Annotated in this window: 15 protein-coding genes and 2 tRNA genes; 8 read left to right on the top strand and 9 right to left on the bottom strand. The window is 48.8% G+C overall.

Translation table 11 applies throughout. The features are described from left to right. Positions 1-124 precede the first annotated feature (124 nt). Both QOL41_RS08310 and QOL41_RS08305 read right to left on the bottom strand, forming a co-directional pair. Complete coding sequence (locus tag QOL41_RS08310; RefSeq protein ID WP_283429380.1) at positions 125-1780, bottom strand: hypothetical protein; 1656 nt, start codon at positions 1778-1780, stop codon at positions 125-127. 109 nt (positions 1781-1889) lie between these two features. After that, the gene (locus tag QOL41_RS08305) at positions 1890-2783 is read right to left on the bottom strand and encodes a tyrosine recombinase (RefSeq protein ID WP_283429379.1); all 894 of its coding nucleotides are present in this window, start codon (positions 2781-2783) and stop codon (positions 1890-1892) included. Positions 2784-2911: 128 nt separating this feature from the next. Here QOL41_RS08305 and QOL41_RS08300 point away from each other — a divergent pair. Together QOL41_RS08300 and QOL41_RS08295 are read left to right on the top strand one after the other, a co-directional pair. Then, positions 2912-2984 (top strand) — tRNA-Lys (locus QOL41_RS08300). 127 nt (positions 2985-3111) lie between these two features. After that, the gene (locus tag QOL41_RS08295) at positions 3112-4035 is read left to right on the top strand and encodes a sugar nucleotidyltransferase (protein ID WP_283429378.1); all 924 of its coding nucleotides are present in this window, start codon (positions 3112-3114) and stop codon (positions 4033-4035) included. A gap of 61 nt (positions 4036-4096) precedes the next feature. Here the strand turns inward: QOL41_RS08295 and QOL41_RS08290 are convergent, their stop codons facing one another. The 5 genes from QOL41_RS08290 to QOL41_RS08270 form a co-directional block, all read right to left on the bottom strand. Continuing rightward, on the bottom strand, positions 4097-6739 hold the full coding sequence (locus tag QOL41_RS08290) for an FISUMP domain-containing protein (protein WP_283429377.1): 2643 nt from the start codon (positions 6737-6739) through the stop codon (positions 4097-4099). 119 nt (positions 6740-6858) lie between these two features. Beyond that, a tRNA-Asp gene (locus QOL41_RS08285) sits at positions 6859-6934 on the bottom strand. A gap of 202 nt (positions 6935-7136) precedes the next feature. Next, positions 7137-7781: a thiamine pyrophosphate-dependent enzyme gene (locus tag QOL41_RS08280; RefSeq protein ID WP_283429376.1), complete on the bottom strand. Its 645-nt coding sequence runs from the start codon at positions 7779-7781 to the stop codon at positions 7137-7139. 238 nt (positions 7782-8019) lie between these two features. Further along, positions 8020-8454, bottom strand: a complete 435-nt coding sequence (locus QOL41_RS08275) for a HepT-like ribonuclease domain-containing protein (protein WP_283429375.1) — start codon at positions 8452-8454, stop codon at positions 8020-8022. Beyond that, a complete protein-coding gene (locus QOL41_RS08270; RefSeq protein ID WP_073322213.1) occupies positions 8451-8729 on the bottom strand; it encodes a nucleotidyltransferase family protein in 279 nt (92 codons plus the stop codon). Before QOL41_RS08270 ends, QOL41_RS08275 begins: the two co-directional genes overlap by 4 nt. 266 nt (positions 8730-8995) lie before the next feature. On the opposite strand from QOL41_RS08270, the gene QOL41_RS08265 reads away from it, so the two are divergent. The 6 genes from QOL41_RS08265 (at position 8996) to QOL41_RS14250 (ending at position 13155) form a co-directional block, all read left to right on the top strand. Further along, on the top strand, positions 8996-10204 hold the full coding sequence (locus tag QOL41_RS08265; protein WP_283429374.1) for an FISUMP domain-containing protein: 1209 nt from the start codon (positions 8996-8998) through the stop codon (positions 10202-10204). A 24-nt stretch (positions 10205-10228) separates the two neighbouring features. After that, positions 10229-10315, top strand: coding sequence for an LEPR-XLL domain-containing protein (locus QOL41_RS14255; RefSeq protein WP_502846879.1), 87 nt, complete (start codon positions 10229-10231; stop codon positions 10313-10315). A 67-nt stretch (positions 10316-10382) separates the two neighbouring features. Further along, positions 10383-11528 (top strand): FISUMP domain-containing protein, encoded by a 1146-nt coding sequence (locus tag QOL41_RS08260; RefSeq protein WP_283429373.1) that lies wholly within the window; start codon positions 10383-10385, stop codon positions 11526-11528. A gap of 31 nt (positions 11529-11559) precedes the next feature. Then, positions 11560-11649: an LEPR-XLL domain-containing protein gene (locus QOL41_RS08255; RefSeq protein ID WP_283429372.1), complete on the top strand. Its 90-nt coding sequence runs from the start codon at positions 11560-11562 to the stop codon at positions 11647-11649. A gap of 67 nt (positions 11650-11716) precedes the next feature. Further along, positions 11717-12985, top strand: a complete 1269-nt coding sequence (locus tag QOL41_RS08250; protein WP_283429371.1) for an FISUMP domain-containing protein — start codon at positions 11717-11719, stop codon at positions 12983-12985. Between the two features lie 68 nt (positions 12986-13053). Further along, positions 13054-13155, top strand: coding sequence for an LEPR-XLL domain-containing protein (locus tag QOL41_RS14250; RefSeq protein WP_405334321.1), 102 nt, complete (start codon positions 13054-13056; stop codon positions 13153-13155). A gap of 259 nt (positions 13156-13414) precedes the next feature. Here the strand turns inward: QOL41_RS14250 and QOL41_RS08245 are convergent, their stop codons facing one another. Together QOL41_RS08245 and nifJ are read right to left on the bottom strand one after the other, a co-directional pair. Continuing rightward, positions 13415-14614, bottom strand: coding sequence for an ATP-binding protein (locus QOL41_RS08245; protein WP_283429370.1), 1200 nt, complete (start codon positions 14612-14614; stop codon positions 13415-13417). Between the two features lie 230 nt (positions 14615-14844). Next, entirely contained in the window at positions 14845-18414 is a 3570-nt protein-coding gene (gene nifJ / locus QOL41_RS08240) for a pyruvate:ferredoxin (flavodoxin) oxidoreductase (protein ID WP_283429369.1), read from the bottom strand. Positions 18415-18685: the final 271 nt, after the last annotated feature.

Raw genomic sequence — 18685 nt, 5'->3', positions numbered from 1 at the left:
TCCATTATAAACATATATTCCCTTTAGGGATAAATTCCCAGGGCGGCGCCGTTTATCGTGGACAATACGTCAATATGCCAAAAAGGAACCTTGCGGTTCCTTTCTGCTTGTTTTGGCTTTGAAATTATTCGTCGGCAGCGGTGCTCTGTGGCTTAGCGCAGCGGTCCCTAGACCAGTTGGTTTGCTTGAAGCAGGCACTTCTGGTGTAACAACATCCCTCGGCGTTGTTAGTTGTTATTTCGCAATTGCAAGCGATTCCGTCTCCTTCCTTCTCTTCGTCGATAAGTTCACCGTTAGCGCAGACCACCATGAATCCCCCAGTGTGATAAGCCTTGTTAATGCAGGTCTGCAGGGTGTTGTGGCATTTGCCGAAGTAGGTTCCCAAGGCGTTGCACGATACGCGGCGCGTCTCGTTTGTAAGGTCAAACTCGAAAGGCCCCACTCGGTCATTAACGTCAGTGTGGGTATAGTCTTTCCAGTTGTATCCTGTAACGGTCTTCACAGCCATTTTTTCTTCGGGAATCAGGGCCTTCCATTTATTTTTCGTTTCGAAATCCCTGAACGGAGGGTAGGCGGGGTCTTCATCCTTGAGAATTTGTTTGCAACGTTTCTCATCGTAGCAGGGATTTGGATTGGAGGGAGCTCCCAGCATTGGCTCACCCCAGCATGGATCACAATCAGAACATTGGTCTATGTCGCATTCGATTTCCATCTTCTGTGGATCGGTGCCTTCTCTACAAGCGACGGGACATTTGTAATAATCCTTGTCGAGCGGGTCGAACTTGTTGTGGAGCCTTTCCCATTGCCCGTCGACGCACCTATACATGATGGCGTTGTTGTTGATGTCGTTGTCGCACCTCAGTTCGCCGTTAAGGCATTCGCCGCAGATGGCCTTGTCGGTACGGCATGACTTGTTGCCGCATATGGAAACGGCCTTCTTGGCTTCGCCGGCGACGCATTCGTAGACAGTTCCCTTTCCGGCTTCATCGTTGGTGCAGGTGTGTTCGTAGTTCGTGCACTCGCCGCAACCGTTGTCGCGCGGGTCGCAGGATTTATCGCCGCAGCTTTCGGTCACCTTCTTGCCCTTTTCGCAGCGGGTGACTGTTGCGTGGAATTTCTTGTCTTCGGTACAGGTCTGCACGTCGTCGAGGCATTCGCCGCAGTCTGTACCCTCTTCGTTGCAAGAGAGTGTAGCGCACGAGCGGTTCACGAGAACGCCCTTCACGCATTCCTTGACAATACCGATGCCCACGGGACTGTTGGAGCAAGTGCTTTTGTAGCTTTCATCGCATTCGCTTTCGTCGCTTGTAATTTGGTTGGCGCATTTCTTGGTCACGGTGTTACATACGGAACCGATGTCGCAAACTTCTTCGCTACAGGTGCAAACGCCGTCTTTCTCTTTACCGCCTGAGGCTTCACAGAGCTTGGCAAAATTCTTGAGATCTTCTTCGGAAGCCTTAGAGGAACTGCTTTTTGAGCTTGTTTTTTTACTGCTAGAAGAGGACTTTGCTCCTTTTTCGGCACTCGAAGAACTTTTGTCATCATCGGAGGCTACTGGTGCCCAGTTTTCTCCGTCGCAGAAATATTCTGCATTTTGTTCTTTAGCGTAAACGGTATCGCCTTCGTTTTCTTCACCGCAAAGGCCAAGTTCGTAAATCGAGTTGACTTCGGTAACAGGCTCTTTTTTCTTGTCGCTGCTGCTGGAATCTTTGTCGCTACAGGCTGCAAAGAATGCGGCGACAGTCAGAGCCGGAAACAAAAGGAGTGACAGCTTTTTCATTTTAGCCTCTTTTTATATTTTGTCCAAATATACCTAGAATTTAGGGAGGCGTCAAATCAGGGTATAGGCCGATGGAAAGAATTTGTCTGTTTGCAGACCGTGCGGTTGTTTATTTCCCGGCTAATTCTCTGGGATGGTAAGCGCGGTGTTCCTGCTTAATGAATTCCTTGTCGATATGCGTGTAAATCTGTGTGGTGCTGATATCGGCATGCCCGAGGAGTTCCTGCAAAACACGTAGGTCCATGCCCGCTTCAAGGCAGTGCGTTGCAAAACTGTGCCGGAATGTATGCGGTGAGACCTGTTTTGAGAGATGCATGGTATGCTGCTGTACGATTTTCCAAGCCCCCATGCGAGTCATGGGCTTGCCTCGAGAATTGAGAATTATGTTGTCTGTGGTCGGGTGGGTGAGCGGGCGTCCGAGTTCTATCCAAGCTTTCAAGTTTTCTTTTGCCTTGCTTCCGAGCGGTACCAAGCGCTGTTTGTTGCCCTTGCCAATGGGCGTGAGCCATTCGTTGTCCAGGTCGAGCTGGGCTAGCTTGATGTTCAGTGTTTCCGAAATACGGAGTCCGGCGCTGTACATGAGCTCGAATAGGGCGGTGTCGCGCAGCGGGTTCTTGCCGTTTGCGGCGCTCTCGAACACGCTGTCGATTTCTTCGCGGGTCAGGTATTGCGGCAGGTAATGCCCGAGCTTTGGGCGTTCAAGCATCGATTCGGTGCTGTAGTCGTACTCGCCCTGATTCTGCATGTACTTGAGGAACCCGCGCAGGCTTGAAAAATGCCTTGCGATCGATGTGGGGGAGTATTCCTCTTGTCCGGCGGTGAGCGTCAGGAATTCGTCCAGCTTTTCGGGCGTCAAATCCTTAAGGTCTAGGTTAATTTCGTCGAGCCAAGCTACAAAATGCCGCAAGTCTTCCTGATAGCTCTGGATGGTGGCGGGCGAAAGATTCCGTTCCACTCCCAAAAATGCCAAATAGGCATCCATGCGGTTTGAATTCAGGCTCATGGCCATAATATAGAACATAGAACCTAGAGCTTAGTGCTTAGAATTAGAAATTTTTTGAAAAAATGCGTTTTCACCCCTTGACAGCGGACCATTTTAATTCTATTATTGTGCGCGTCCTAAGCGACTATGGATGATTAGCTCAGTTGGTAGAGCAGCTGACTCTTAATCAGCGGGTCGCAGGTTCGACCCCTGCATCATCCACGAAAAACCGTCTCACCCCGAGGCGGTTTTCTTTTATTACAACAATATTATTATTTTCAGATACTCTCTCTCCATATAAAATGCTATATTGCGAGTGTAAAGTTTTGTTTTTGAGGAATTGGATTTAATGAAGATTGTTCTGCCCGTCGCTGGAAACGGACTGCGTCTGCGGCCTTACACTGAGAATGTGCCGAAGTGCTTGCTGCCTGTTGCTGGTAAGACGATTTTAGATTGGATTGTTGAAGATTCCTTGAGCTTGAAGCCCACGGAAACGATTTTTATTACCGGCTACAAGGCCGAAGCTGTAGACAATTTTTTGACCAAGCGTCCTGCCTGGGGTAAAACTCGCGCTGTGGTGCAGTCCAACCCGCAGGGACTGGGCGAAGCAATTAGCCTCGCACTGCCATACGTGGACGACGATGAACCTGTTCTCATTATTCTTGGTGATACCCTTTTTGAAGCGGATCTTTCGATTCTCCATAATGTAGACGAAAATATCCTCTACACGTTCAAGGTAGAAGACCCGCGCCGTTTTGGCGTTGCTGTGACCGAAGCCGATGGCCGCATTACGCGCCTGGTCGAAAAGCCGCAAGAATTTGTGTCTGACGAAGCCATTGTGGGTATCTACTACATTAAGGACACCAAGGTGCTCAAGCAGTGCCTCAAGTTCTTGATGGACAATGATATCCGCACCAAGAACGAATTCCAGCTGACCGATGCTCTCGAAATGATGCTCGAAAAGGGCTGCAGGTTCCGTACGGCTCCGGTACAAAAGTGGCTGGACTGCGGCCTTGCTGAAACGCTTCTCGAAACTAATGCCCACGTACTGACTCGTTGCGACAACTCCGCCTCGGTCAATGTTCCGGGCGTCAAGGTGATTGCTCCGTGCTATATTGGCAATGGCGCTAAGATTTCGAACAGCACCATCGGTCCGAATGTGTCGGTTGGCGATGGCTGTGTCGTTGAAAACAGCACTATCAGCAACGCTGTCTTGTGGGATGGCGTCAAGGTCGAAGGAAAGACGCTGGACAACGTGATTGTTCACGAATAGTCGTTTGGCTTTGGTTCAAAATTTTAAAAGCACCCTCAAAAGGGTGCTTTTTCTGTGGGCTTTATTTCAAGTCTTTTACGCAGCGGATGGGGAATGCGTAAGACTTTGAAACTCGGAATGCTGAGGGGTGCTTATCGCCTGAACCTATGGTTGTAAACTGGTCCGAGGGTGTATTGCTTGTCCAAGATTGGTTGTTTGAGTATCCATAGGCTTCAACGTAAACATTTCCTGCGGCAGATTCATCTGAGAACCATATTCCTCCAACACGATTTATAAATTCAAAACCTCCAGAAGCGTTCATCATGCCAGCAGCTTTGATTTCGAGTCCTTCGATTCTAGGATAGGCACTGGAGTAAGACGATGTTGGTGCGCCTTCTTGCCAAGACACATTTGATGTTATTGAAGGGGATAGAGGATGTTGCGTGTAAGTCCAGAAATCGTTTACACTCGGAACATGCCATCCTGTGGGGCAGGCGTCGCTGATATTGTTCCATGTGTATAGTCTTCCGAATTCGTCGCAATTATCGCTTTGGTTATTATAGCACCAACTATTGGCCGATTCATAATTCAGGTTTTCGGCAATCCAAAGCTGTTTGCCTACTTTGAGCGTTTTGTAGCTTTTTGATTTGCCTCTTGAATCTGTCATTTCTCCGTAGATCGGGGTCCAGATATTTTCTCCAGTGCACTTGTATTTCTGTCCAACAACATCTACGGTTCTTTCGCCGCTGCATCCGCCAAGGATTTCACGAAGTTGTTTGGTATCCCAATAGCTATCAAAGGAACCGCTTTTTCTACAGGTGTAATAGATTGAATCCTTGGATAATACAGTCTTTCCGGTGTTTTTCTGGGTGCAGGCGTAACCGACTTCCATGCCGACAGGACCGACGGCTCGCCATTTGTTAAGGGCCCACGGACAAAAGTAAATCATGTCGTTGTACAGTCCGATAGTACTATCTTTCATGCAATCTCTGGTTGTATCGATAGTGATGTTTTTGAGTTGGACCCAGTTCCCTAGGTAGCAGACTTTTGTCATAGAGGTGTTTTTAAGAATGCGCCCTTCGTCGGAGCAGGCTCCCATAGAGTTCATTTCTTCGGTAGCAGAAACCCAGCCTTTAGCTTGGCATGTATAGCTTTCTCCTGCATAATCTGCTCTTGTGCCAATTTTACTGTGAGAGCATGTTTCGCCGATATTTTTTTCTCTAGTAGTTTGCAGTCTCCATTTGGTGCTGTCACAAACGTAACCTTGGATGAGTTCGCCATCGTTTAGAGCGGTGCATTCTGCTCCTAATTGTTCCGCAATTGTGAGTTTAACCCACTGGTACGTACCTGATTTGTCCCTACATTCGTAATTCGACTTTCTAACGCCAACGCTGTCCTTGTTGCACATTCCGATTGTGTATGATAGCGAGTCGATCTTTTGCCATTGGTAGTTGTCGCAGATGTAATAGGCCTTAGGGCTTGTCGTTTTGGTCTTGGACCCTTGGTTTTTCTTGGTGCAGTAGGCGAGGGTGCTAAGGGGCGGTTCTGGGAGAACGGTCCATTTTTTGTTGATGCAGGCGTAGAGTTTGCTGTCATAAGAATATGTGGTATCCTGGAGCGCGTCAGTGCAGGCTCCATAGTATTCCTCGGCGTTCGTAATGCGCCATGTGCCCTTGTCGCAGATGTATTTCGTGCTGCCCGATTTTTTGATAGAGTCCTGGTTTTTGGCGTTGCAGAAGCCGTAAGAAATTTCCATTGAGGTTGGTGCGCGCCAGGTCCCGTTATCGCACACGTATTTGACGCTCGATACTATATAAATGGAGTCTGCTGTTTTAGTGCTGTCGCATTTCCCGATAATGTCTTCGGCTGCGGTGGTGGTGGTCCATTCGTATTCGTTGCACTTGTAGTATGTTGTATCCCTGTTGGAATATAAGGGCTTCACGCGTAGAACTTCGCCAAAGCGGTCCTTGCTGCAAACGCCCGAATCCTGCTCGATCTGGGTCAGTTTTTGCCAGGTGGTGCCGCGGCAAATGAAGTTTGTGTCGTTGTAAGATGTTGTTGTTCCGTTCTTGGCAGAGGTGCATTCGCCCTTGACTTCGGAAATGGTCGTGAGTCGCCACTTTGTGCTGTCGCAAACGTAGTTTTTATTATCGGTTGACTTGGTTGTGCCCGAAAGGGCCTTGGTGCACACGCCTAACTTGGCTTCGATTTCGGAAATGACTCTCCAGTTGCTGTTTATGCAAACGTACGGGTCGTTCTTGTAGAAGGTTTCGGCTTCGTTCTTTTTAGTGCAATCGGGAATATTCTTGAGTATCTTAAACCAAGTGCTGTAAACGCAGCGGTAAACGCTGGAATCTGCCGATACCGTTTTCTCTTCGCCGTCGGAGCAGGAATCCGCTAGATCGGTGACTGTTTTCACGGTTGTGGTGTCGATGTAGCTGCTGCTAGACGATTTTTCGCTAGAGCTACTGTAACGGCTTGAAGAACTGGAAGACTTGTTGCTAGAAGAGCTTGATTTTCCGTAGCTCGAGGAACTCGATTTGGCGTAGCTCGAAGACGATTCATCGTCGTCGTCATACCAGTTAGATTGGTTATTGTTGTTGTATTCGGAACCGTAGCCGCTGCACGAAGTGACAACGTTGATTCCGATAAAAAGAGTTGCGCATGCAATTGCGGCTTGCAGGTAATGGCGTAGAGATTTGTTCTTGCGTAAGACTTTGCGCATAGATCCTCCTGAACAAAATAAATTATAGAATTTTTACATTGAATTTAGGAGGGGTAAAATAAACGAAATAAAATAGGGGCGTAAACGAAAAAGACCCTCGAATCGAGAGTCTTTTTTCGCGGGATAGACGAGGCTTGAACTCGCAACCTCCGGCGTGACAGGCCGGTGCTCTAACCAAAATTGAGCTACCACCCCAGTGGTTTTTCGTTTGGTCAGTTTCCTAACCGAACTGAGCCAAATATAAAAAGTTTATTCGCGCTTGTCAAGGGATATTGGCGAAAAAAGATGAAAAAATGCAAAAAAAAAGGCCCCGTTCTTTCGAACGGGAGCCTTTTCGTAAAGGGGAGATCCTTCGACTTCACGCCTTGCGGCGTTCCGCTCAGGATGACACTTCCGATTACAGGCTGATCAACCCTTCGGTGTCCTTGCTCATCGCATCGTAGAATGCATAGCGTGCATCAACTTCCTTCTGGAGGTCGTCGGCGAGCTTCTTGGCCACTTCCGGATTGTTACGGGTGAGCTGCTTGTAGCGGTTTTCGGTGTAGATGTATTCTGCGACCGGGATCGTCGGCTTCTTGGAGTCGAGGATAAGCGGAGCCTTTCCTTCGGCGGCGAGAGCCGGATTGTAACGGAGCAGAGTCCAGTAACCGGAATCCACAGCCATCTTCTGGTGCTGAAGCTGGCTGTTGAGATCGAAACCGTGGTTGATGCAGGGGCAGTAGCAGATGATCAGAGACGGACCATTGTGTGCTTCTGCTTCCTGGAGAACCTTTAGGGCCTGAGCGTCGTTTGCGCCGAGGGCGATACGGCCCACGTAAACGTTCTTGTAGCTCATGGCGATAAGGCCGAGGTCCTTCTTGCCAGCGCGCTTGCCAGCGGCAGCGAAGAGGGCGACTGCGCCACGGTTCGTGGCCTTGGATGCCTGTCCACCGGTGTTGGAATACACTTCGGTATCGAGGACGCAGATGTTCACGTTTTCACCGGTGGCCCTATGATGACCGTTCGCGCTAGATTCTTGCGTGGCACTCCGGTCGGCGCTCACTCTCGCCTCCGACGACTCGTTATGACGAGTCGCCTACGGCTCACGGCGTGGTCGAGACCACCGTAACCGATGTCTCTTGGGCGTTCCCGCACATATATGTGCGGTCGGACTATATTTTAGGGGCGGCCGCCATCGCTTCGCTTGCCACCCGCCGCCTAAAACCAAGCCCCGCTACGCGGGTCTTGTCCCCAAGGGGTCACTATCCCTAACGCAAAACGACGGGACGGTGAAGCAGGCCTTAAAATATATTGAAATCAATGAACTTGTAAAAGCCGGAGCTTTTCGCCGCTTCAAATTCACCTTCGTCAAAGGACTTGTTTACTAGACCTTCATGAATGATTTTCACAAAGGTATCCTTTAGCGGGTCAAGGTCATTCTTTATAGTGTTGTAAACGATAAACGAGTCAAGCCCAGCATAATCGTGGACAATCCTATTTCGCATTCCGCGGATTGCCTGAATATTTTCACTTGCAATTCCTGCTTTGGCTGTGTCCGAGAGTTTGTTGATGGATTCGCCTATGTTTGCAAGCAAGGTCAGACACGCATTGAATACCATTTGATCTTCTTTCTCAAGAAGTTCTTCGGTGGAATGAATGTCCTGTGTATATTTCTGAATTTTCAGCAGGGACCTCGAGCATCCCCAACAAATGGAAAAGGTCGTTCCTGGGGTCATTCGACACGGATGGACTCCTTGTTTGCTCGATACAGGATAATGGGGTTTGCAAACTTCTCTATGACGACATCCACGGACTTGCCGGTCTTTTCGGAAAGTTCCTTCCGCAAGGACAACAGATCATTGTAGTCCTGGTAATCACGAACTAACAGGTCAATGTCGTTGGGTGTTGCAGTCCGGACAGACGAACCGAATACAAAGACATCCTTCAGGCGATACTTCGCAAGAAGTTTGTTTTCACGGAATATCCGTAGTATGTTTTCGGCAAATACCATATTTATCCCTTATTACATTACCAATATATATTTTTCTATCCGTTTGTGCAAGCTTTGGTGAGATAATCCTTTTTCATAAATTCGAAAATAGCCCGCGTATAATTCGCCAAATCTACCATAATGACGGAAAACCTTGAAAAAAGTTGTTTTTCTGCGTTATTCTGGACTCTTGTCTTGTTTCCTAAATTTTACAATGGGGGAGGTATGGACTTTGGCAGGGGCATTACCTATATTTAACAGGATAAACTATAGACGGGGATGTTTTTATGAAAAAGTCTTTCCAGCGTGTCATTGCGACCCTGAACTTGTTTCAGGGGAAGCAATCTCTAACCATCTTCTTGTTCGCGGCACTCTTCGCCCTTTCGGCTTGCGACGACTCGTCGTCGGCAAGTTCCGATGAAACAAGTGTTTCCAGTTCGTCTGTAGAGTCGTCTGATTCGAGTGTCACCCTGAGTCCTTCGACAAGTTCAGGACAGGCTCCGGAGTCAGCGGAGTCGAATGGGTCTAGTGACGAAAATATGGAAAAAGACCAGTCATCGAGTAGTAACGCTAAGTCGAGTAGTTCCGCGAAAGAAACAAAGAATTCATCTGACTCCAAGAGTTCAAGTTCTGTGAAGTCCGATGACTCATCCAGCAGCAACAAGGACAACTCTAGTTCATCGGTGAGTTCGTCTTCGAGTGAAATGCAAAGTAGCAGTTCTTCTGTGAAACAGTCTAGTTCAAGTTCTGTCTTGCCTAAATCCAGTAGTTCCGTTTTTGAAGTTGACTCTTCCAGATTATGCACGCCTGGGTATGCTTTCTGCAATCGAGCATTAGGGGCTGATAGTATGCATGCTGGGGCGTACAAAAAGTTTACATATGAGGGACGATCCTACTATTATCTGACAATCAATGGTAAAAATCAGGATGGTAAAGCTGCCTCTGTAACTGTCATGGCGGAAAATCTAAATGTCGGCGAAATGGTCGACGGCAATAAGGATCAAAATGATGATTCCAAGATTGAGCGGTATTGTTATGACAATGATACAATGAAATGCGAAGAGTATGGCGGACTCTATCAATGGGCGGAAATGATGAAGTTGCCGAGCGAATGCAACACCAAGAGTTGTGCTGACTCTATTAAGCCAAACCATCAGGGAATTTGCCCAGATGGATGGAGACTTTTAACTTATGATGATATGTATGTCGTTGTGCATGCAAATGGAAATAGAAATGGTGTTGCCGATATTCGGAGCATGGGCTTTGGTGGCTTTAATTATAGTGGATATGGACTGATTGGTGCTGGATATAATTGGAACTATGAATTTAGAAATATAGAAGAGTCTGCTTATTGGCACTATCCGGAAGAAGGTCGTTCTAATGATAATAATATTGCTTCTTTTGTTGGGCTTCAAACAAGAAGTTCGAAATCAAACAGTACGCAGGATACATACAAAACGCATGGATTCTCAGTTCGGTGCGTAAAAGTAGACTAACGGTTCTGTTAAAAAGGATGACATATGGCTAAGAAAAAATACAATCGCGGAATGAACAATTTCAAAATCGAACAGCTTGAACCTCGTCTGATGATGGATTTTGCGGTATAAATTCCACATTCCATATTTTACATTGCTTGGTTTGTGGGTGGTGAAAATTTTTACAGGAGATAATGGTATGAAGTGTGTCAAGGGTCTTGGTTTCTTGTGGGTGGCGGTGCTCGCGGCGTTCTTCGCCCTTTCCGGTTGCGATGACTCATCGTCGGCCTCTAGCAACGGACCGGATGAAAGTGCGGCGGTTGATTCTTCATCTTCGGTCTGTAAGGATTGTGATGACGAATCAAGTAGCTCTGATAAAAAGATTGAATCTTCTGATAATCAGAGTAAAGATTCTTCAAGCGATGCCAAATCAAATAGTTCGTCATCAAAAAAAGAAAACACAAAAAACAGTAGCTCGTCGCAGAAGGGAGAAAGTAGCAGCTCTGAATTTGTGTTCAAACTTTGTGAAGACGGTGATACCTCATCGATTGTTCTTGCCGGTAAAATCTATTACAATAGTTGCAAAAATGGCCAATGGAATCAAGATTCCATTGGTGAATATGTGAAACCCAAGGTTTACCCGAATATGGATAGCGTATTTGGGTCGGAGTTTAAAGCATACGGCACGTACGAAGATTTGCGTGATAACAATGTTTACAAGACAACCAAATATTATGAAAAGTTCCAGCAGAATGGTGGAACTGTAATAGACAGTTTTACCGTAATGGCTCAGAACCTGAATTACGCAGAAATAATGATTGACAGCACCACGACAGTATTTGATGACAGCAAGGTCGAAAAACGCTGCTACAAGGATGACCCCTGGTATTGCGACAACTACTTTGGTGCCCGTTACACCTGGAGCGAGGCGATGGGACTCCCCAAGGTGTGTGACAGCGTTGGTGTTGCAGATAACCCCAAGTGCAACATTGACCTTAGCAAAAAAGTTCAGGGGGTATGCCCGACGGGTTGGCACGTGATGACGGAAACCGAATGGAAGCACTTTGCCTACACAAACGGATTAAATATGAGTTATTCTCTACTATCTCATGCAGTATGGGAAAAGAAGAGAGGAAATAATCCTTATGGAATGTCCGTGCTACCAAGCGGTGATGAATACCCTTATAATAAAGTGTCCAGTTTTTGGATCCCCTACGAAAAGTCTGAGAGTAATGGCGGAGTAGTTGATTTTACTATTGATGATTTCACAGTAAGTTCGGCAAGAAAGTATGGTTTTATGAGTATTCGATGTGTACAAGACGAAGGCGATACTTTTTTAAGGTAAAAACAAGAAAAATAAAGAACGGAGCAGACTCATGGCTAAGAAAAATCCGAACGACAAGAATCTAAACAATTACAAAATAGAGGCACTTGAGCCTCGTCTGATGATGGATTTTGCGGTATAAATTCCACATTCCATATTTCACATTGCTTGGTTTGTGGGTGGTGAAAATTTTTACAGGAGATAATGGTATGAAGTGTGTCAAGGGTCTTGGTTTCTTGTGGGTGGCGGTGCTCGCGGCATTCTTCGCCCTTTCCGCCTGCGATGACTCTTCGTCGGCGAGTGGCGACGAAACCGGTACTTCCAGTTCATCGGTAGAAACTTCTGATTTGGATGAGTCATCATCTTCTGTTGACAAGAAGTCGTCAGGAAATGAATCTACGGAAAAAGACAAGTCTTCCAGTAGTGTCAAGGGTTCCGAGCCCGCCGAAGTGTCCAGTAGTTCCGCAAAAGAAACAAAGAACTCGTCCGACTCCAAGAGCTCAAGTTCTGTGAAGTCGGGTGAATCTTCTAGCAGTAGTAAGGATAAGTCCAGTTCGTCAGTTAGTTCATCTTCGAGTGAAATTTCCGTATCTTCTTCTAGTTCTAAAGATGTAATGGGGGGACCTTGCCCAAAAGAAGGCTTAAAGAAAAAAATAGGAGATGAATTCGCCAAATGTGTAGATGGTGTGTGGGTCGTTTATCTTCCTCCCTCATCTAGTTCCGTCGCCCGCAGCAGCAGTAGCCGAGGCTATGAACCCCTGCCGAGTCCATTGGGTTATAACTTGTCTTATGGTGAATATGAAGACACTCGTGATGGAACGAAGTATGCGACCATTGAAATAACGAACAAGTACGGCCCGGACAGCGTTCCTAAAATCACTTTTACAGTTTTTGCGCAAAACCTAAAATATCATGAAAAGATAACGCTCGGTGCAAATGAACAGGACGATGATACCAAGGTTGAAATGTATTGCTATAACGATAGCGTTGAATATTGTAACGACTGGTGGGGCGGACTCTACCAGTGGGCCGAAATGATGGCGTTGCCGTATGAGTGCAATAGCAAGAGTTGTGCCGACCAGATAGATCCCGACCATGATGGGTTCCACCAGGGAATTTGCCCGAGCGGTTGGCACTTGATTACTAAGCTGGAAATGCTCGCCGTATCTTATGCGACAGGCGGAAGCACTTATATTGAAGATCGAATGAGTACGCTTGCGTCGGAGGTCTCGTATTCGATTAGTTTTGGGTACAATACCTCTGGATTTAGTTTTATTGCTGCGGGATATAGATGCTTTGAGGAAAATGGAGATTCTTTTTTTGATAATATTGGAGGGGGGGGGTATTATGGTTTTCCAAGGGAAACCGAGCCTGTAGAAAATAAAAGCATGGGAGGTGGCATTTCAAAATACTCTACGTTTGATGCAGCTAATCCCAAAAAATATGGAGTCTCTGTTCGTTGTGTAAAAAATTATTAAAGTCGTGGTTTGCAAGGCCTTTGAAATATCACACATCTGTTAATTAAGAAACTCTAGAGGAATTCATTATGTCGAAAAAAGGAAAGATTTCTAATAACTATAGTGTTGAACCTCTTGAACCGAGATTCATGCTTAGTGCCACGGCTGAAGATGCTGCTGTCTCCGATTGATTTTTCTGTTCGTTGCGTCAAGGACTCGGACTAACCCGCCGATAAACAATCATCCCACACCCCACACTACACATTTCACATTGTTTCTGCGTTAGGGGGCGTCGCACCGCTGTGCGGTGGCGAGACGCGTAGCGGCTCGATGAGCCGACCCCGGATCAGGTCCGGGGTGACGAGAGGCGAGCAGCACCCGCCCCGGCCCTTCGGCAGGCTCAGGGACCTGGCCGGGGAACGCCCAAGGGAGGGCTTAATCCGTTGGGGGCTAATCCATGCCAAGAAGCCATCTTGAGACATCGACGATTCTGATTCCTTCGTACTGGGTCGTTTCGTGGTTTGTTCTCGCGATGAGCATTTTGGGGTATGCGTCTTTTATTCCGAGCAGCGGGGCCGTTTCCCTTTCAAAAGTCTTCTTGTCCGAGATGTTGTCCGATACCTGGATATACAGCTTTTCGTCATGTTTCATTGCTACAAAGTCGATTTCTTTCTTGTATAGGACTCCGACGTAAAGTTGGTAACCCCTTCGAAGTAATTCCATGGCAACCATGTTTTCGTACACGTGGCCGTAGTCCATGTTGCGGGTCCCGAGTCTTGCGTAGCGGAACGAATGGTCGCTCAAGTAGTATTTGTCTTCCGTGGTCAAGTATCTTTTTCCGCGAATGTTGAATCTTCGGATTTTGTAGAAGGCGAATGCCTTGCATAAATAATCGATGTAAGAACCTATGGTTTTATGGTTCGTCTTGTCGCCTGTGGTGCTGATTGTCTTGGCGACATTTCGGATGGAGGTGATGTTGCCGACATTGTCCATCAAAAAGTCAATCAGTTTTTCAAGAAAGACCTTGTTCCGAATCTTGTATTTTTTGACGATGTCGCGGATAACCAACGTGTTGAAAACATCTTCGTTCACATAACGGAACTTTTCGCTTTCAGTCTTGTATAAGAAGGAACCCGCCATCCCCCCTTCTTTAAGGTAGGATTCGAACGAGTCTTCCATTTTTTTCGGCTTGTAGTATTTTGTGTATTCCGCAAACGAAAACGGGAAGACGGGTATCTCAAAAGTTCTACCCGTAAAGAGCGTTGCCAGATCGCTACTAAGCAGGAATGCATTTGAGCCGGTTACATAGATGTCGAATTTTTCCGTGGCGTGCAGGCTGTTCAAAGCCTTTTCGAACGAGTCGCAAAGTTGAACTTCGTCGATGAACAGATAGTTTGTCTTTTTAGGCTTGTACGCCTGTTCTGCATATTCTTCGAGTGCGGAATAGTTCTGTAATTTTTCAAACTTCGTCAAGTTGAAGTTGATCTTGATGATGTTTGCCTTTTTATCATTTTTTGCAATCCATTCTGCAAAGGATTCTAATAATTTTGATTTGCCGGAACGACGGATTCCGGTTATCACCTTGATGTCGGGTGTACCCCTGACATTTTTCAATGTGTCCAAATACTCTGTTCTTTCAATCAGTTTCATTTGTTGACTCCCGAATTTCTATTTCCCAAAAATAAAAATATATAAAATTTGGGAAATTGTCTAGATGGGCCGGGCCGGGGAACGCCCAGGTCATTTCGGATTTAGAGAAAAGACTGCTTGTAATCGGTTGGCATCACAAAAAAAGACGGGTGATTGTTCATCACTCGTCTTTTGTGTGAGATCCTTCGACTTCACGCCTTGCGGCGTTCCGCTCAGGATGACACTTCCGATTACAGGCTGATCAGCCCTTCGGTATCCTTGCTCATGGCATCGTAGAATGCATAGCGTGCATCGACTTCCTTCTGGAGGTCGTCGGCGAGCTTCTTGGCCACTTCCGGATTGCTACGGGTGAGCTGCTTGTAGCGGTTTTCGGTGTAGATGTATTCTGCAACCGGGATCGTCGGCTTCTTGGAGTCGAGGATAAGCGGAGCCTTTCCTTCGGCGGCGAGAGCCGGGTTGTAGCGGAGCAGAGTCCAGTAACCGGAATCCACAGCCATCTTCTGGTGCTGAAGCTGGCTGTTGAGATCGAAACCGTGGTTGATGCAGGGGCAGTAGCAGATGATCAGAGACGGACCATTGTGTGCTTCTGCTTCCTGAAGAACCTTGAGGGCCTGAGCATCGTTTGCGCCGAGGGCGATACGGCCAACGTAAACGTTCTTGTAGCTCATGGCGATAAGGCCGAGGTCCTTCTTGCCGGCGCGCTTACCAGCGGCAGCGAAGAGGGCGACTGCGCCACGGTTCGTGGCCTTGGAAGCCTGTCCACCGGTGTTGGAGTACACTTCGGTATCGAGGACGCAGATGTTCACGTTTTCGCCCGTGGCCATCACGTGGTCGAGACCACCGTAACCGATGTCGTATGCCCAACCGTCACCACCGAAGATCCACACGGACTTCTTCACGAGGTAGTCGGCGAATTCGTCGCGGAGGCTGACGGATGCTTCGTCGGTTGCACCGGCGAGAGCAGCCTTAAGGGCGGCAACGTTTTCACGCTGGGCCTTGATGCCGGCTTCGTCGTCCTGTTTTTGGGTCGTGAGCTTTTCCTTGAGTTCGGCAGGAACGTTCACGGCTTCGAGGAGGCTGAGAGCCTGCTTGGCATGCTTCGTGATAGCGAGACGCATACCGAGACCGAATTCTGCGTTGTCTTCGAAGAGGCTGTTGGCCCAAGCGGGACCGCGGCCTTCCTTGTTCTTTGCCCACGGAGTGGTCGGGAGGTTACCGCCGTAAATGGAGGAGCAACCCGTAGCGTTGGCAACGACCATGCGGTCACCGAACAGCTGAGAAACGAGACGCACGTAAGCGGTTTCGCCGCAGCCTGCGCAGGAGCCGGAGAATTCGAACAGAGGTTCGAGGAGCATGGCCTGCTTGACGAGGTTCTTGTTGACCTTGGTGCGGTCGAATTCCGGGAGATCGACGAAGAAGTCCCAGCACTTGCCTTCCTGGACCTTGATGGGTTCCTGCGGCACCATGTTGATGGCCTTCTTGGTTTCGTCGGCCTTGTCCTTACCGATACAGGCCTGCGTACAAACGCCGCAACCCGTACAGTCGTAGCTGGACACGGAAATCGCGAATACCGGCTTGTCGGAACCTTCGAGTTTGAAGCCCTTGGCCGGAGTGAACTTGAAGCCTTCCGGAGCGTTCTTCACGGCGGATTCGTCCACAACCTTCACGCGGATGGCTGCATGCGGGCAGACCATGGCGCACTTGCCGCACTGCACGCAAGCGTCCGGATTCCAGGACGGGATGTTGAGGGCGAGGTCGCGCTTTTCGTACTTGGTGGTAGCGGTCGGGAACACGCCGTCGCAAGGCATCTTGGAAACAGGGAGGAGCTCGCCGTTGCCCTTGATGATTTCTGCGGTGACTTCGTTCACGAACTTCGGAGCGTCGCCGTGGATCGGAGCGCGGAATTCCTTCGTGCTGGTGACAGTGGCCGGAACCTTGACTTCGAACAGGTTAGCAAGAGAGGCGTCGATAGCGTCCCAGTTCTTCTGGACCACTTCCTGACCCTTCTTGGCGTAGGTCTTTTCGGCGTACTTCTTGATGTACTTGATGGCGGTTTCGGCATCGAGCACGTTACCGAGCTTAGAGAAGAAGCAGGTCTGCATCACGGTGTTGATGCGGCGGCCCATGCCGGTCTTCGCGGCAACGGCGTAGGCGTCGATCACATACACCTTGAGGTGCTTCTTGATGATTTCTTCCTGTACCGGACGCGGGAATGTATCCCACACGGTGTCGGCGGAGTGCGGGGTATTCACGAGGAAGGTAGCGCCATCCTTCGCGTACTTCAGCATGTTCACGGATTCCAGGTGCGGAGTGTGGTGGCATGCCACGAAGTCGGCTTCGTTTTCGCCAATCAGGTACGGGGCGTCGATGATGCTCTTACCGAAGCGGAGGTGAGAGGTGGTCATGGAGCCGGACTTCTTGGAGTCGTAAACGAAGTAGCCCTGTGCGTAGTTGTCGGTTTCGTTACCGATAATCTTGATGGAGTTCTTGTTGGCACCCACGGTACCGTCGGAACCCAGACCGAAGAACATGGCCTGGAAGAAGTCGCTTTCCAGCTTGAAGTTCGGGTCGATGGTGAGGCTCGTGTGGCAGACGTCATCGTTGATACCGACGGTGAAGCGTGCCTTCGGGTCGGCCTTGGCAAGTTCGTCGTAAATGGCCTTGACCATGGCCGGGGTGAATTCCTTGGAAGAGAGACCGTAGCGGCCGCCGATCATCTTCGGCATAGCTATCTTGCCGGCCATCACGGCTTCGGAGATAGCGGTCAGGGCATCCTGGAAGAGCGGTTCGCCAGCGGAACCCGGTTCCTTGCAGCGGTCGAGGACGGCAATCTTCTTGACGGTCTTCGGGAGGGCTGCAACGACGGCTTCCATCGGGAACGGGCGGTACAGGCGGATGTTCACGAGACCGACCTTTTCGCCCTTGGAGTTGAGGTACTTGACGGTGTCACCGATGGTGCAGGTCGAAGAACCCATGGAAATGATCACGCGTTCGGCGTCGGGTGCACCGACGTAGTCCACGATGTGGTACTGACGGCCAGTGTAGCTTGCGACCTTGTCCATGTACTTCTGGACAATTTCCGGAACCTTCAGGTAGAACGGGTTCACCGTTTCGCGGCCCTGGAAGTAGACGTCCGGGTTCTGGGCGGTACCGCGCATGGTCGGGCGGTCCGGGGTGAGGCAGCGTTCGCGGCAAGCCTTCACGTACTTTTCGTCGATGACGTTACGGATAACGCCGTCTTCGAGAGCTTCGATCTTCATCACTTCGTGGGAGGTGCGGAAACCGTCGAAGAAGTGCATGAACGGAACGCGGCTTTCGAGAGTGGATGCGTGGGCCACGAGAGCGAGATCCTGGCATTCCTGCACGCAGCTGGAGGCGAGCATGGCAAAGCCGGTCTGGCGGCAAGCCATCACGTCGGAGTGGTCACCGAAAATAGAAAGGCCCTGCATGGCAAGGGCACGAGCAGTCACATGGAAGACCGTGGGGGTCAGTTCGCCCGCAATCTTGTACATGTTCGGGATCATCAACAGAAGACCCTGGGAAGCGGTGAAGGTCGTGGTGAGGGCACCGGCCTGCAGAGCACCGTGAACGGTACCGGCAGCGCCACCTTCGGACTGCATTTCAAACACGCGGGGAACCTGTCCCCAAATATTCTTCTTGCCTGCAGCACTCCAGTTGTCGGCGTGCTCAGCCATAGGACTAGACGGTGTAATCGGGTAGATAGCCGCAACTTCGCTAACAGCAAACGCTACGCTAGCGGTGGCCTCGTTACCATCACACGCAATCATCTTTTTTGCCATGTGTGTCTCCAATTTTTAGGTTTTTTCGAAAAAATCTGATTTAAGTGCACTTTCGGCCCATTTGGAGCCAAAAGCGAAAAATCCAAGATGAAAAATATAAAGATTAAAGGGGAATGAACATACATTTTTTGAAAAAATGCGTAAATCTGAGTACTAAAGGGGGAGGAATCCCCCTGCTTGCAGCCCCGGCTATAAATCAAGCAATGGCCTTCACGATGTCTTTACCCGCTCAATGACAGACTGTTCGGCTTTACAGCCTCTCTCTCGCAAT

It is taken from the genome of Fibrobacter sp. UWB10 (assembly GCF_900182935.1).
Lineage (GTDB): Bacteria > Fibrobacterota > Fibrobacteria > Fibrobacterales > Fibrobacteraceae > Fibrobacter > Fibrobacter succinogenes_O.
Note: the sequence above shows the minus strand (reverse complement) of the source record. Positions and strands in the feature narration are given on the sequence as shown.

Excerpts from the sequence above, each read along its gene's own strand:
- QOL41_RS08270 (WP_073322213.1), bottom strand. The coding sequence starts at position 8,729 with ATGGTATTTGCCGAAAACATACTACGGATATTCCGTGAAAACAAACTT.
- QOL41_RS08275 (WP_283429375.1), bottom strand. The coding sequence starts at position 8,454 with ATGACCCCAGGAACGACCTTTTCCATTTGTTGGGGATGCTCGAGGTCC.
- QOL41_RS08260 (WP_283429373.1), top strand. The coding sequence starts at position 10,383 with ATGAAGTGTGTCAAGGGTCTTGGTTTCTTGTGGGTGGCGGTGCTCGCG.
- QOL41_RS08250 (WP_283429371.1), top strand. The coding sequence starts at position 11,717 with ATGAAGTGTGTCAAGGGTCTTGGTTTCTTGTGGGTGGCGGTGCTCGCG.
- QOL41_RS08265 (WP_283429374.1), top strand. The coding sequence starts at position 8,996 with ATGAAAAAGTCTTTCCAGCGTGTCATTGCGACCCTGAACTTGTTTCAG.
- QOL41_RS08305 (WP_283429379.1), bottom strand. The coding sequence starts at position 2,783 with ATGAGCCTGAATTCAAACCGCATGGATGCCTATTTGGCATTTTTGGGA.
- QOL41_RS08290 (WP_283429377.1), bottom strand. The coding sequence starts at position 6,739 with ATGCGCAAAGTCTTACGCAAGAACAAATCTCTACGCCATTACCTGCAA.
- nifJ (WP_283429369.1), bottom strand. The coding sequence starts at position 18,414 with ATGGCAAAAAAGATGATTGCGTGTGATGGTAACGAGGCCACCGCTAGC.
- QOL41_RS08295 (WP_283429378.1), top strand. The coding sequence starts at position 3,112 with ATGAAGATTGTTCTGCCCGTCGCTGGAAACGGACTGCGTCTGCGGCCT.
- QOL41_RS08310 (WP_283429380.1), bottom strand. The coding sequence starts at position 1,780 with ATGAAAAAGCTGTCACTCCTTTTGTTTCCGGCTCTGACTGTCGCCGCA.
- QOL41_RS14250 (WP_405334321.1), top strand. The coding sequence starts at position 13,054 with ATGTCGAAAAAAGGAAAGATTTCTAATAACTATAGTGTTGAACCTCTT.
- QOL41_RS08245 (WP_283429370.1), bottom strand. The coding sequence starts at position 14,614 with ATGAAACTGATTGAAAGAACAGAGTATTTGGACACATTGAAAAATGTC.
- QOL41_RS08255 (WP_283429372.1), top strand. The coding sequence starts at position 11,560 with ATGGCTAAGAAAAATCCGAACGACAAGAATCTAAACAATTACAAAATA.
- QOL41_RS14255 (WP_502846879.1), top strand. The coding sequence starts at position 10,229 with ATGGCTAAGAAAAAATACAATCGCGGAATGAACAATTTCAAAATCGAA.